14 protein-coding genes are annotated in these 14,704 nt (G+C 40.6%); 9 read left to right on the top strand and 5 right to left on the bottom strand.

The window, feature by feature from the left end; translation table 11 throughout:
* Window positions 1-156 precede the first annotated feature (156 nt).
* The 6 genes from ACRWQN_RS06040 to ACRWQN_RS06065 all read left to right on the top strand — a co-directional run bounded on the left by ACRWQN_RS06040 (window position 157) and on the right by ACRWQN_RS06065 (window position 4,117).
* A complete protein-coding gene (locus ACRWQN_RS06040) occupies window positions 157-768 on the top strand; it encodes a hypothetical protein (protein WP_434940162.1) in 612 nt (203 codons plus the stop codon).
* Entirely contained in the window at window positions 765-1,139 is a 375-nt protein-coding gene (locus tag ACRWQN_RS06045) for a hypothetical protein (RefSeq protein WP_434940164.1), read from the top strand. The genes ACRWQN_RS06040 and ACRWQN_RS06045 overlap by 4 nt, the downstream gene beginning before the upstream one ends.
* 683 nt (window positions 1,140-1,822) lie before the next feature.
* Window positions 1,823-2,206: an MAPEG family protein gene (locus ACRWQN_RS06050; protein ID WP_434940165.1), complete on the top strand. Its 384-nt coding sequence runs from the start codon at window positions 1,823-1,825 to the stop codon at window positions 2,204-2,206.
* A 336-nt stretch (window positions 2,207-2,542) separates the two neighbouring features.
* The gene (locus tag ACRWQN_RS06055) at window positions 2,543-2,893 is read left to right on the top strand and encodes a curli production assembly/transport protein CsgE (protein ID WP_434940166.1); all 351 of its coding nucleotides are present in this window, start codon (window positions 2,543-2,545) and stop codon (window positions 2,891-2,893) included.
* 20 nt (window positions 2,894-2,913) lie between these two features.
* Window positions 2,914-3,303 (top strand): curli assembly protein CsgF, encoded by a 390-nt coding sequence (locus ACRWQN_RS06060; RefSeq protein ID WP_434940603.1) that lies wholly within the window; start codon window positions 2,914-2,916, stop codon window positions 3,301-3,303.
* A gap of 4 nt (window positions 3,304-3,307) precedes the next feature.
* Window positions 3,308-4,117, top strand: coding sequence for a CsgG/HfaB family protein (locus ACRWQN_RS06065; protein WP_434940167.1), 810 nt, complete (start codon window positions 3,308-3,310; stop codon window positions 4,115-4,117).
* A 68-nt stretch (window positions 4,118-4,185) separates the two neighbouring features.
* On the opposite strand, the gene ACRWQN_RS06070 is transcribed toward ACRWQN_RS06065, so the two are convergent.
* The 3 genes from ACRWQN_RS06070 to glnD all read right to left on the bottom strand — a co-directional run bounded on the left by ACRWQN_RS06070 (window position 4,186) and on the right by glnD (window position 7,934).
* Entirely contained in the window at window positions 4,186-4,509 is a 324-nt protein-coding gene (locus tag ACRWQN_RS06070; protein ID WP_434940168.1) for a hypothetical protein, read from the bottom strand.
* 103 nt (window positions 4,510-4,612) lie between these two features.
* Window positions 4,613-5,113: a YcxB family protein gene (locus ACRWQN_RS06075; RefSeq protein WP_226410859.1), complete on the bottom strand. Its 501-nt coding sequence runs from the start codon at window positions 5,111-5,113 to the stop codon at window positions 4,613-4,615.
* 172 nt (window positions 5,114-5,285) lie between these two features.
* Window positions 5,286-7,934: a [protein-PII] uridylyltransferase gene (glnD, locus tag ACRWQN_RS06080; protein WP_434940170.1), complete on the bottom strand. Its 2,649-nt coding sequence runs from the start codon at window positions 7,932-7,934 to the stop codon at window positions 5,286-5,288.
* Window positions 7,935-8,011: 77 nt separating this feature from the next.
* On the opposite strand from glnD, the gene ACRWQN_RS06085 reads away from it, so the two are divergent.
* From ACRWQN_RS06085 to ACRWQN_RS06095, 3 genes are all read left to right on the top strand, one after another.
* Window positions 8,012-8,719 (top strand): 16S rRNA pseudouridine(516) synthase, encoded by a 708-nt coding sequence (locus tag ACRWQN_RS06085; protein ID WP_434940171.1) that lies wholly within the window; start codon window positions 8,012-8,014, stop codon window positions 8,717-8,719.
* 96 nt (window positions 8,720-8,815) lie between these two features.
* Entirely contained in the window at window positions 8,816-9,793 is a 978-nt protein-coding gene (locus ACRWQN_RS06090) for a LysR family transcriptional regulator (protein ID WP_434940173.1), read from the top strand.
* A gap of 331 nt (window positions 9,794-10,124) precedes the next feature.
* Entirely contained in the window at window positions 10,125-12,437 is a 2,313-nt protein-coding gene (locus ACRWQN_RS06095) for an OmcA/MtrC family decaheme c-type cytochrome (protein WP_434940174.1), read from the top strand.
* 221 nt (window positions 12,438-12,658) lie between these two features.
* On the opposite strand, the gene ACRWQN_RS06100 is transcribed toward ACRWQN_RS06095, so the two are convergent.
* Both ACRWQN_RS06100 and ACRWQN_RS06105 read right to left on the bottom strand, forming a co-directional pair.
* Entirely contained in the window at window positions 12,659-14,191 is a 1,533-nt protein-coding gene (locus ACRWQN_RS06100) for an MFS transporter (RefSeq protein ID WP_434928451.1), read from the bottom strand.
* A gap of 150 nt (window positions 14,192-14,341) precedes the next feature.
* The gene (locus tag ACRWQN_RS06105) at window positions 14,342-14,680 is read right to left on the bottom strand and encodes a PBPRA1643 family SWIM/SEC-C metal-binding motif protein (RefSeq protein ID WP_226410853.1); all 339 of its coding nucleotides are present in this window, start codon (window positions 14,678-14,680) and stop codon (window positions 14,342-14,344) included.
* Between the last annotated feature and the right edge of the window lie 24 nt (window positions 14,681-14,704).

Below are 14,704 nucleotides of genomic sequence, written 5' to 3' on the forward strand. Positions count from 1 at the left end.
TATTACATATCGGGTGCGGTGGCAGCTTTGTGAGCCACAATTAGCGCAATTGTGGGCAATCAAAACAAAATATTTATATTCATTATTTTGTGGAGATCCGTCAGGCTATGACCCAACTAATCGACCCAAACAATCCAACTAATCAAAGGATAATCGATGGATTTCATGACGGATTTCACAAAGGACTTCACAACTGAAAAGATAAATCAATGGATTCTTAATCGTGTGAGTCAGCCCGTACTCAACGCTGCGCTAGCGATTAATCATGGTGAGCGCTTTCATGAATTGTTTAGCAGATTTCCAAGAATTGAGAGCAAGGTTGCTAAAGATGAGCACTATGTGCCTCTGGAGCGACAAATCGAAATCATGGATGAGGTATCTCGAGCCGCCGGCATGCCTGTCAAATACCATAAAATTGAAGGCGGTTTTTGGCGAATTGATAAAAAGTACCCTCGAAATGACATTTTACTGACCATCATTGCACGGCAATGGGTTGATGTCCGTTTTTTTGTCGTTCCAAATAAAAACTATATGCTTGCAGGTGGGCCATTAGGACTCATTTACAATGCAATACGAGTTAGTCAGGGCGAAGTATTGGACTATGAAACTGGCTGGCGTATTCCACCTAAACTGTGGTGTTTTAGCGAAGAGGATTTTTACCAAGCGACACAGGAATCCTTTGCATTACTAGTTGAGATGCAAGCCCACATTACTGAAGGCTGCACCGAGGGTTTTCGTGCTAAGACAGTAAAGGCAACTAAACCATGAGCATGAATATTACATATCGGGTGCGGTGGCATCTCTGTGAGCCACAATTAGCGCAATTGTGGGCAATCAAAACAAAACACGAACACTCTGAGGCTTATCGTCGCTTTGAGCAAGAGTATGGTATGGAGTCGTTAATGATTGAGCCGCGCCAGCCCAACGCTGAAGAAGCACACTCTGACAACTCGCTGTGGTGGGGGGCGGTTGCTTACCCATCAGGGCTTGATTTCCTCGAATTTGAGGAGTTTCAAGAAATAGTGCTTGGGTTTGTCAGTGAGCTTAGACGTACCTTTGGTGGCGATAATTGGGAGGTATTTCTGTATGACAATGAAGAGCCTGCTAAGTGGCACGAAGAAAAAGAGATGTTTTACTAAACACGCTGTGGATATATGGGGTCACTGTAAACTTTATTTGATAATTTAATAATTTAATGCGTCAGGGTAAACTTTTATAAAAAGTAAATTGAAACACTAACTTTTCTAAATCATTTCTGTCCAAAAATGAGTTAACCCCTGTTTTTATATAGCTCTTTCCCGCAGCCATCAATGAAGCTAAATCGAAGAGATAATAATTCAGGTGCAGATGAGTCAGCGAGTATCCAAAACAAGGATGTTTTGGTTAAGCCCACATGGAGGTGCTTGCGGCGTCTCGCTGGATCATCTGCACTTGTAGTCAACCTTTGACGCCAATGAAAATTAAATTGAGTTTTAAAATTTAGTCTTGTCAGGGCAAACTTTTAGAAAAACAAATCTTCCAACCCTGCTTTTGTCCAAAAATGAGTTTCAAAGTGATCAAACCTTATTATCAAAAAATGACATTCGTCCTCGGATAATTTATAAAAAATATTGTGCTATTTATATAGCGACTTAAGCTAGGTACGGATTAAGAGCGTTCTAGAGCAGGGGATCTTACAAAGTGTTTTTGAATAAGGTTGTGGTTAATGGCTGTTGTGCTACTGTTAAAATCTTTTTGATAATACACATTAAAAACAGTGTTGTTACTGGCAATTTAACAGTGCATTTTTTAATAAAATAACAACAAACTTAAAGGGAAAGAGATGACTATTTTACTCATATGTTTATTTATCGCGATGATGTTACCTTATTTAGCGAAAGTGCCAGTAGCCATGGCTATGTCTAAATTGGGCGGATATGACAATGCCCATCCAAGGGCGCAGCAAGCCAAACTGACTGGCTTCGGCGCAAGAGCGATAGCAGGGCATCAAAATGCATTTGAATCATTACTTGTATTTGGTATAGCGGTTTTAACCGCAATAGTGACTAATAACGTTACCGATGTTGTGGCCATTTTAGCCATAGTGCATGTGGTTGCTCGAGTGGTTTATCATGCATTGTATTTATTAAATTATGGCACTTTACGGTCATTATCCTGGTTCGTTGCTATTGGTGCATCAATCGGCATTTTTGTTCAAGCGTTCTAAATTGAATGTGCTGAGTGAGATTTTTCAACAGGCTTTGTGATGTTTGGAAACGATAATAGCCATTTTTAAAGCAGCTTATGAGCTGCTTTTTTATTTTAATCAATTTGACCTAGCCAAAAGAACTAATTTGCTTTTTATTACCTAGACATATGAGCTAATTTACCCCGTTTTTATCACTCTAAGGATGACGATGTGTGGTCGATATTGTTAATGTAACACTTCATACATTAGGTGAAGGATTACCCATTAATGACACGCTGTTGTCACTCTCTACATTTACTCATAACGAAGTGGAACTTTAGCTGTTTATTGCTTTGTGCGTCGACGTTACTCGTTATGCCCGTTGCTGCCGAAGAGTCCGATATTGAAATCAGTGGTTTAGTGATTGATCGTACCTTAACTCGCTTTGGTAAAGATTTCGGTTTTTATTATTCTGGTTATTGGCGTGACCTTCCCTTTACCCAAGGTTTCAATGTGACGCTGTATGAGACGGTATACCCTCAAGCGGGGACTTTGTTGACATTAGAAGTCAACGGCACACAAATATATCGAACCCATTTTGGCCGACGCGCAGCACCGATTAAAGAACGTGCTGAGCAGGCGCTATTAATTACAATTGATTATATTGCCCAGGTAAGAGCAAGTGCGCTTACCAATGAAATAGCCGCTCCATCAAACGGATTTTAGGACAGAAAATGAGAAACAGGATGTTTAAACGGTTGTTGATGCTAAGTTTTAGTGCATTGTTAGTGGGTAATGTTATAGCCACAGAATTAGTTTATACCCCAGTTAACCCAAGTTTTGGTGGTTCGCCATTAAATGGATCTTTTTTACTCAACAAGGCTAACTCACAAAATGATAATCAATCACCCTCTAGTGATAAAGATTTTGTTACGCGGTTTAAAGAGTCGTTAGAGCGAAATATTATTAACACTATTACCCGTGGTGTGGCTGATGGTGAAATTACTGATGGTATATATGACACCGGAGATTTTAGAGTAGAAGTTGTTTCAACCGGAAATGGTGTTATGTTAACGATTACTAACTTGCTGTCAGGTGAAGTGACGGTAATTGAAATGCCGACATATGGGGTATAATTTGATGAAAAAATTATTCTCTTTACCTTTGAGTGTCGCGCTGTTTTTAGGTTTTGTTTCTGGTTGTAGTTTAGTCCCTAAACCGGATCTTAATTTAACCGAAGCACAAGTTAACCCTATCAGTGAAACCATGTTAGCGCTTCAAGCTCAATCAGGCCCTAAGTTTCCTATTCCTGTAGCGGTTTATTCATTTAGGGATCAAACCGGACAATATAAACCCCAAGCTAATGTGAGTTCTTTTTCAACCGCCGTCACCCAAGGGGCGGCGTCAATGTTGATGCAAACTTTATTAGATTCTAGATGGTTTACTCCGGTTGAGCGCGAAGGCTTACAAAATTTATTAACTGAGCGCAAAATTAGTAATAAGCAAGGCACTAAAGGCGATGATATGCCGAGCTTATCTAATGCACGTTTATTGTTAGAAGGTGGGATTATCAGTTATGAAACCAATACCAGCACTGGCGGTGCAGGCGTTGAATATTATGGCATTGGCGCCTCAGAGATGTACCGTGAAGACCAGGTGACCATTTATTTACGTGCGGTTGATGTACACAGCGGTAAAGTAATGATGTCGGTGTCGACCACTAAACGTGTGCTGTCACAGGAGATGCGTGCTGGATTGTTTCGCTATACCAGCTTAAACCGATTAGCAGAGGCTGAGATCGGGTTTACCACCAATGAGCCAGTACAGTTTTGTGTATTACAAGCGATTGAGTTAGCCGTAGCTGAAATGATTGCCAAAGGAATAAATCAAGGATATTGGCAAGCAGTTGAAGACGCAGATACCAATGCTGCTAGCATTGAAGCGAGTTAATCGATGCTAAAAATGAGTTAACTGTTAATAAAAACACCTACAGGACGTAGGTGTTTTTTGTTTAGCAATTATTGCTGTGTATTTTCGTCTTCAGTTAATACTTCCACTAATGATTTCTCAGCAGGGGAATCATCTTCAGGGCTATCAACATTTTGGGAAACACCTTCAAGATGTTCTACTCGCTCATAACCACGTTCGTTAAGTTGATCGTTGACACAATCTAGAAGAAATGGCGCGATTTCGTTATCAGGTAACAAGTCTTCTTGGGCTATTTCAGCACAAGCGGTTTTTAAAGAAGCAATATCTTTTGCCAAAGGCTGTGGTAAGGCGATTGCTGCATTGGTGACAAACATCAAACCAGAAAAAATCAAGGTTATTGCAGGGTACTTCATATTATGTCCTATTGAGATAGCACTTTATCGTTATGGATAAATCATAATCCAAGTTGACCGGTATGACTATAGTTCAAACATTCCTGGGATAAATATTTTGTGGTTATATTTTACTGCGTAAAAACGCCAATGCATGGTCTGGTAAGCCTTGCTTGCTTAAGTAGCTTTTGGCCTTGGCTAAGGTGATTAAAAATCCGCTGTCTGTTTCGGCTATACGATAAACCTCGGTCCATAAGATTGTTTGGTTAACATAGGCAGACTGTGTGTGTATGCCTTCTTCATTTAAGGTTAACGTGGCATTGTTATTGGCGGCCTTGCTCATCATTTGACGCCATAACCACCAGGTGCGTTTGAACTTGATACTTAATGCTTCGACCACACTTAGACCTATGAAAAAATATCCTAAGTAATAGATGTTTTTATTGGCAAGTTCGTTATCGCCCAAATTAGTGGACAACAAAATCCCTAGTCCAATCAGCGCGAAAATAGCTGTTTTAATAAAGTCCTTTGCCTTAATTGAAGGATCGACCGACGCATCATAGGTTTCGGCAAAATAGCGTTTATCGAGGGTAAATTCATGGCTAAAGGTTGCTGGCTGAGTCATATATTGTGTTAGCTCTATTAAATTTGGACGGGATGATTATCGCATAACTTTACGGGGTTGGTATTAATGCAAAATGAAATTACCGATAACCGCTATTATTAACGGCAATATGGTTATCGGGAATATGATTATCGGAAAAATGACTACCTTTAATTTTAGGCGTAAATAACGGTTAATCTCCGACTGTTTGATTAAGCAGCTCTGTTAGTTGCTGACACTCTGCTTTATCAAGTTGTTGACCCTGCGCGTTGGACAATAGGAACACGTTATCCGCCCGCTCTCCTACAGTGCTGATATTTGCACTGTGAATGGTCAGTTCTTGTTTTCTAAATGCACTAGAGATTTGTTCCATAAACTCACTGGTATCTAACGCTGATACATTCAGTACTGTGCGAGTCGATTGGCGCGAGTATAAAAACTCAATACTGAGTTGGTTTTCAAAACTTTTGTGGGTGCGCGGTTGACGTATTTTAGGCAGCTTAGCGTCATGGTCAAGTACGTTATAAAGCTTTTTAAGTACTTGTGCTCGACGTGATTCACTAAAAATGGGCATATCATCAAAATCTAACACTTTAAAGGATTCGACCACATAACCGTCTTTGGTTTTAGATATTTGCGCCTGTTTAACTGAGATTTTTAATGTTGCTAAGGCATTAAATAGCTTAACAAATAATCCCGGTCTATCTTTGCTGTAGACAAACACGTCGCTGCAACCTTTGACCGTCACATTATCGATTAATATCAAGGTTTCAAACTGGCTGTCGTATTCTGGCTGTAACTGATGTTTGCTTAACGCTTTGCTGTAGCGCGCAATATCATCGGATTCGGCATGACTGAAAAATGATAGCGGTAAACGTTTCCATAACGCTTTAATGGTGTCTACATCAACCCCGTCAGCTTGCAGTATTTGGGTTGCATCTTGTTTATGGTCGCGCACAATGGCGCGCAGTTGTTGCACATTTTCAAAGCCATTATGCAGTGCTTTTCGGGTAGCAAAATACAGTTCTTTTAACAGCGCAGCTTTCCAGTTATTCCACAGGTCGTCATTAGTGGCTTGAATATCGGCAATGGTTAAGCAATACAATGCATCCAAGCGTGTTTGGCTGCCGACTTCTTTAGCAAAACGATTAATCACATCTGGGTCGTGAATATCCATACGTTGTGAGGTAATAGACATTAACAAATGGTGTTTAACTAGCCAGCATATTAAGCGCTCGTGGGACAGCTTTAAACCATGAAACTTGGCAAATAAGCTGGCATCTACCGCACCTAATATGCTGTGATCACCGCCACGTCCCTTGGCTAAATCATGGAATAATGCTGCAAACAGCAGAGATGATTTATTGGGCATTTTTTGATAAATATCAGCCGCAAGTTTGCGATCATTATCGATAGTGCCATTTTGACGATCAACGCCATATCGATAGATGTTTTTAATCAGTTTATGGGTATGCTCATCAACCGTATAAGCATGGAATAAATCAAACTGCATTTGCCCAACTACTTCACGCCATTGGGGTAGGTATGACGCTAAAATACCGTGCTGATGCATTAAGGTGATGGCCAGCCCCATACCTTCAGGGTGATTAAATATTTTTTTGAAGGTTTCACGGCACACTTGAAAGTCTTGTAAGTCGCCCATTAAACGACGGCGTACTTGACGAAGTAGTCTTAAGGTTTCAGGGCTGATCCCAATAATTTGGTCGTTATGGGTCGCTATCAATAAAAATAATGCCATGATTTGGGTGCGATCAATAAACACGTCTTCATCACGTACGTGAATGTGCTGATCAACAATTTCAAATTTGTCGTTAATTGGAATCACGTGCGACTGTGTATTAGGCGATATTTCACGGGCAAAATAAGCCATTAATAATTGATTTAATTCGCGAATGCGTTTCATGGCTCTAAAAATTTGGCGCATCATTTTTTCAATGGCAATATTGCCACCTTCGCCTAAAGGACTGCCCTCACCAAATCCCATTAGTTTGGCGACTTCTGCTTGATATTGAAGTAATAAACGGTTTTCAGAACGCCCAGCAGCTTGATGTAATGCAAAGCGTATTCTGAATAAAAAGTTTTGACACTCTAGTAATTCGGCATATTCATCATTGGTAAAAAATCCGCGTCGTCTTAATGTCAGCATATCGCCAACACCAAAATGCTTTCGCGCTACCCAGGTCAAGGTTTGTAAATCACGCATGCCACCAGGACTGGTTTTTAAATTGGGTTCAATACTGTAAGCCGTGCCCTGTGCTTTGGCATGGCGCTGTTGTTGTTCGGTTAATTTAGCTTCAAAAAAGGTGTCGCTGCGCCATAACTCATCACCATATAAGGCGGTGAGTATCTGGGTTTCGTGTTGTTTATTGCCAGTGATATGACGAATTTCTAATAAGCTGGTGGCAATAGTGACATCGTCCCTACAGGCTTGATAGGTGTCTTGTAAGGTGCGTACACCGTGGCCTAAATCTAAATTCAAATCCCATAGTTGGGTAAGAAATGCACTTATTTTGGCTGAATCTTGTTGATTAAGTGGCTTGTCGTGAATGATGCAAATGTCGATATCAGAAAAGGGGTGTAATGTCTGGCGGCCATAGCCTCCAACTGCATTTAAAGAAATAGTGTTAGGGTCTAATTGATGATCACACCAGAGTAAGCTAAGCAAATTATCAAAAAAATTCGCGCGGCTAGTGAGCGTTTCATTAATTGAACAATGTAAGATATTGTCTGCTAAAAATTTGTCTAACGATGCAATAGCGTGCTTAAGCTCGCTAATACTCATTCCTGAGTGTAATTCTGTACTAGCAGGTTGCGCAATCATGTTACTCCTTGTTTGTTTTCCCCACTGACAGAGTAAGGTATTATGGGGGTTAACTCAACTTTGAAATAGTCTAGGTCATGGCCTCAAAGCGCGGCAGAATCGATACCTTTATCGCTAAACAGCTACAAATCCCTAAAAAATCAGTGCGAAGTTTAATTGCTAACCAGCAACTCTTGCTTAATGGCGATATAGTGATTACTCCTGACACGCAAATTGACGAGTTCAGTGTGATTGAGTGCCAAGGTGAAATATTACAGCAAAGGCAGCGGGCTTATTGGATGCTATACAAACCCCAAGGTGTGGTCAGTGCAACGGTGGATGAACAGCATCAAACTGCGTTAGATTTACTTGAGGGTGTTGATAAAGATTTGCTGCATATTGCCGGGCGGTTAGATTTAAATTCAACTGGGCTATTATTGATCACCAATGATGCTAAATGGTCACAAGCATTGATGTCACCCGATAATAAAGTGACTAAGCGATATCTAGTCACCCTGGCTAACCCAATTGATGACACTTATATTGAGGCTTTTGCTGGCGGCATGTGGTTTGAGTATGAAGGTATCACTACCCAAGCGGCAACGTTAATTATAGTCTCTCGCTACCAAGCCATTGTTGAGCTAAAAGAAGGTAAGTATCATCAAATTAAGCGTATGTTTGGTCGATTTAATAATCCCGTTGTCGCACTTCATCGAGAGTCTATTGGGCATATTGAGTTAGATAATACACTTCAACCCGGTGAGTTTCGGGCGTTATCAGCGGATGAGGTTAGCTTAGTGAACTAACTTTTTTATTTCCGATTAAATCTGCTTGTTCATTTCGCGAGTTTGATCAATTTTTTCATTTTAGTTACATGCTAGTTTACTTAAATGAACTTTTAATTGAGTAATTTTGTGACCATTCAAGCTATTAAAAAGGTGAGTGAATTAGACATTTTTTGTCTGCTGGTATTTAAAACCATTTATGAGACAGGTTATGCTAATCTGGCGGCAAAGGAGTTAGGTGTTTCCGCACCTAAAGTAAGCCGTTGTTTGACATTATTACGTAAGACTTTTGACGATGAGCTGTTCTACCGTCGTCAGCAAGGTTTAAAGCCCACCCCCTTAGCAGAACAGCTTTATCAGCCGATTTGTCAGCTCAGCGATACCATAGAGCAAATTGAAACTGTAGCCCAACAAACTAATCGTAACCCAGCTAAACCATTACTGAACGTGGCAGTTTCCAGCAATATTATCAGTAGTTTAGCAATGTCATTAAGCTCATCTAAATTCTTTAATCATTTTGGTCCCTTGCGCTTACATGTATGGCAAAGTGATACAGAAGAGAAAATTCATAATGGTGAGATAGATTTCGGCATTGGTTTTGATGACCAAGGGCAGCATTCGCTCAACCTTACTCCTATTGTTAAAATAGATAGCTTACATGTTGTTGCTAAAAGTGAGCACCCTATTTGGCTTTGTCCTGACCCGTTAACACTGGAAGACATTGCTGAGTTTGATTATATGTATCTGAAGTGTCATGGTTTTAACCATCGAATTGATCCACTGGAATTATATTGCCAAGAAAAAGGTCATTATCTTGCCAGTATTGATCATGTCTGCGATCTTGACGATTGGTATTGGCATTTGATGACCATGGGGAGTGTTTCGTTGGCAACTAAACCGGAAGGGGTGATCGCCAACAATATACCTCAAATCAGTGCTAAACCATTGCCAATGAGCGAGTTTACTAAACTGAGAAAAGTCATGAGCTTACCTATTTATAGTTTTTTTGAGCGGGATAACCCATATCGCCGCTATTCAGAAGAATCTAAGCAAATAATAATTACTCTCATTAAAAACTTGTTTGTGACTGTTTGATAGTTAAAACGCTGTTGTTTGTATTTAACTAAGAGTGATTATTTAACTTTAATAAGTTGTATGCAGCTGTTTTATAATCTAAATATTTAAATATGCCTTTTTTTGAGTTATATGTGTGAAGTTGTTGTTAACAATTCTTATCAGTGAATTACATATTCAGTAATAGTGAATTATTATTATTGAAATCCCCAAATACGAAATTGTAAATTTCATTTAACGAAATTTTAACTTTTGTTCACATCTCCAGTATATATACCACGCATAAAGTAAGGTTTTTTTTTATAGTTTAAGTATGCAAAAAAGCATATTTCATTAAATCGGGGGATTTAAGATGAAAAATTATAATCGAACATTACTTGCTGCGGCGTTTATTGCTGCATTGGGTGTAACAGGTTGTGGCTCTGACGGCAGTGATGGTGCTGCAGGAGAACCGGGCACACCTGGAACCCCTGGAACACCGGGTACACCGGGTACACCAGCGGGTTCGGTCGTTACAACAGTTGACAATGCCTATGACTTTAACTTAACACTGGCTCCTACAGATATTGTCGTAGTAGGTGCTGATCCATTTAATGTTAAATTTACTGTAACAGGTAAAGGAGTGGGTGGAGCGGACGTTCCATATTCGGGGCTTGATAAAGTCGCCTTATATGTGATGAGTCAATCAGCTAATACTACTGATACAGGTGCGCCAATGCTATGGACCAACCATGCACTTGCCAATGATTTTGGTAGTAGCATGTATTGTACCTTAACGGGTAAAGCCGCAGCACGAGGAGGCGCTTTAGTCGATGCTTGTACATTAGTTGAAGATGAAGCTAATCCTGGTACTTATACGGGTTCTTGGGCGCATGATGGCAATGCGCCTGTGGTACTAGCAAGTGGCGATGCGGGCGATTTGGTTCGTGTGTTTATTCGCGCTTACGATGTGACCATGTCTGATGGGGCTGCTGTATCAGATAAAATATTATCGACCCCACTAGACTTCATTCCTGCAACTGGTGAACTAGCTGTTTCATCCAAAGATGCGGTATCAAATGCTGCCTGTATTAAGTGTCACAGCCCAATGGATGGCTATGCTGATACCGATATGCGTATAGCCAATATTGGTGCTCATCATAATTACCAAAAAGTTGAAAATTGCGTAGCTTGTCATAATCCAGCGTATGCGGGTGGGCAGGACGATCCTGAAAAAGGCTTCAATGTAAACTTCAATGCTATGATCCACACTATCCATGCAGGTCACCATATTGCAGACTCTCTGACTGGTGAAGCCAAAGAGATGTTTGGTGAAATCGGTTTTCCATCAGAACTCAATGAATGTACCGCTTGTCATGATAATGGCCAGCAGTGGAATGAAAATATTTATGCTGAAGCATGTTTATCGTGTCACGTGAACGTTGACTTAACCACCGGTGTAAACCATAGGGGTATTGTGCCAGCAAGTGATGCAGTATGTTCTGGTTGTCATGGCGCAGGTAGCTTAAGCCCAAGTGAAGCTCATAATGTTGGCGTACGTGCAATGGCTACTGACTCTATTGTGTTTGCGGTTAGTAATATTACTTATGCAGAAGATGCTGTTGATGTTAGCGGTGTTATGCAAGATCAAATGAGTATTACTCTTGATGTAAGTATCGATGGTCAACCTATTGCCGATGGCTTCGATTTTGGTCCTTATGCCAATTATGACGAAATCAAAACAGGTACAGTTGACGCCGATGGCACTTATTTCGTGGGTACATCTCTAAATCTAAACGGTGTTGTTTCTGCTGGTGGTAAGCTTGTCGTCACTAAAGTGGCTAACTTTAACGTGGCTGGTAAGAGTATTGCCATTACACCTCGTTTTTCAGTTTGTGCTGATGAGAAAGCGAAGCTAATTAAGTGTAAAAATACAGTAGGAGAAGAACAATTCGCGGTTGAGTATGTTGCCGTGACAATGGACACTGCATATTGGAACTTAGCTAATGCAGACGGTTCAGGTGCCAATATTGCTCGTCAAAGCGTTCCTTCTATGGTGAGTGCTGACGAAGCAAAATGCAGCTCTTGTCATACATCGTTAGGTATTGCAAAACACTATGGTAACGAGCGTTTTGACCAATGTATGGGTTGTCACAACAATACTTGGGGTGGTTCATACCATGGCACTGTTGAGTACAAAACGGATGCAGTTGATGCTGATGGTGTCCCCGTTTTTGCTTTAGTTGAGGGACTAACTTATAGCAACCGTGACTTAATGACTGTTTCACATCGCTTCCATAGTGGTCTATGGGATGACAATCGTGGTTTCCCAGCAATTCATTTGAATGCGGATATGGAAACTGAAGGTTACCCTGCAGTTGCTACACAATGTTCAGCATGTCACAAAGAAGATGTCAGCATATTTGCCGCTGATGGTGGTTTAACGTCAGGTAAACGTGCAATTGCTGTGAATTCAGCAGGAACGCAATTTGTTTCTCCGGTTGCTGAATCTTGCCGCTCTTGTCACATCAAAAGTTCTGCTTTAGCTCACTTTGAAAGTAATGGAGCATATGTGGAAGGTCGTCCTGCCACAACAGCTAACTTACCTGTGGAGTCGTGTGCAACTTGTCATGCAGAAGGCAAAACTTATGGTATCGATAAGGTCCATATGGGAGATGCACATTAATTCACAACATAAAGTTAATATGGTTTATTAAATAATCTTAGAAGTGAATAAGTCGGTAATGAGATCAGACTTTATCATTGCCATGCTATCTAAATAGCGACTGAATACTTCAAGAAACCTAAAGGGAGATGCATTTAGCATCTCCCTTTATTATTTACCGTGTTATGAGGTTATTCTTTTGATGGAATTATGATTCCACCCAAATTACCTATTTAACATTTTTATGCTTGATTATGCTGCATTTTTAGCAACCACTTACCATAAATAAAAATACCTACGGCAGAGATAATGCCAATTGCACCGATAATATACCAAGCCATACCTATGTTATTCGCCTCATATAACATGTGCGTAAGCGGTTGGGCTTCTATGCCGGTAAAATCAACTAAGCGCATGAATGCTTCACCTTGTGGAATTGCATCTACATCTGTTTGACTCATGCCTCTAGTTATTAACTCATTACGTGAGATAATTTCCTTTGACGCGTAGATTTGATAAAGCTTAGGGGCAAAATAGCCTTCTAATGTCCAACCAATCCCTTGCGGTAGCATCACAAAGCCTAAGTACATGGCTTTTTTACCTTCTGGGGCAATGTTACCCATAAACTCATTTTTCTTTGGGCTAATCATCATTTCGCCAAAAGAAAACATCACAATGGCCAGTACAATCATCCATGCAGCGTTAAATACACCCACCAACATGATTGCTAGGATACTGAGAATACAGCCCACCAGCATTGCTGTGGTGATACGGTACTTAGCGGTAAAAGCGGCGACTAAAAAGCAGGTAGTCATAATCATGCCTGCATTTAAGTTCAGCATACCTTCGGGCATCACCTTGGTGCCTTCATTATTTAAGCCTAACCAGAACTGTAGAATACCGTTACTAGTGCCTTCTGGGCCAAACAGTGAGGTGACAATAATGCTGGTATCAACCCATTCGGCAATATGGATAGGTAATACATCAAATAATGAATTATATAAAAACCAGAAACCGGCAAACACGAGCATATAGTATATTACCACTGGTTTTTTAAGCTCATGTAGCGCATCTTTCCACAGTGCTTCTTGATGGATTTCACCCGACTTTACTTTGCGTGCTCGTTCGATTCGCTCCTCTTTGCCAGGCTCTTTATAGGCTAATAAGAATAAAAAGTTTAATGAGATAATTGCCGCACAGGCATAGAACACGTTGTCCCAAGATAATTGACGCATGTGCACAGCAACTAATGGTCCAAGGAAGCCACCAATATTAACCACTTGGTAAAATATGCCCCAGGCCATAGAGGTATTTTCTCGTTTGGTCGACAACACTAAGGTGCCTTGAATACCGGGTTTGAATACCCCTGTACCGGCGGCTAACAACATTGCACCAAACATAAAGCCCCAAAAATCAGGGAACAATGCCATGGTGAGGTAGCCCATGATTTTGATAATTGTTGAGGCAAAAATAGTTTCTTTATAGCCGACGCGATCTGAAATCCCGCCAGTGATCACAGGTATAAACGTTTGTAGCATTGCCCAAACCGCAAGAATGATCCCGTAGTCGTGAAGGTCTATCCCTAAACCACCTTCAGAAACCGGCGATTTAGCATATAAGCCAGCACTGGCTTTGACGCCATAATAGGCAATGCGTTCGACAAGTTCCATGCCGCCCACAAGCCAGAAAATATAGCCAAGGCTAGTGATAGAAGCCCACATTCCCAATTGTTTTACTTCACTTAGGTCATTGCCTGAGTGTGAATTAGTGCTCATAAGTCACCCTTTTATTTTATGTTTTACACCGTTAGATTGTTAACGACAGACACTCTACCTAAGTTCTGGATAAATTCCAAAGGCAATAAAAAAGCGGATCATGTGATCCGCTTCAGTTTGTCGCTAATAAGTATGCAATTGTGCTATTGATTAAGCGCCACAACACTTCTTATATTTTTTACCACTGCCACATGAACAAACGTCATTTCTATTTGGCTTAGCCTCAAAACTAACCGCTTTAGGTTTATTAAGTAAGCCAGTTAACTCAATAATATTTTCAGCTTTGTCGGCATCAACCGTGATGTTAGCAAACAACTGTTGCTCGGCAACAATGGCAGCAACTTCCACTTTACGTGCTTCAGTTTGTACTGATAAAAGTAAAGGTGAAATCTCTGTACCCGGTTTAGTCGCGCGTTTAGTGTTATAGCCACTTTCGCCATAGGCTGGCTTTGGCGTTCTACGCCCTTTGAAAAAGTACTTATCAGACATGGTGGTGACCCATTAAATAGAATG

The sequence above is a fragment of the Shewanella sp. HL-SH8 genome, assembly GCF_051165765.1.
Taxonomy (GTDB): Bacteria; Pseudomonadota; Gammaproteobacteria; order Enterobacterales; family Shewanellaceae; genus Shewanella; species Shewanella glacialimarina.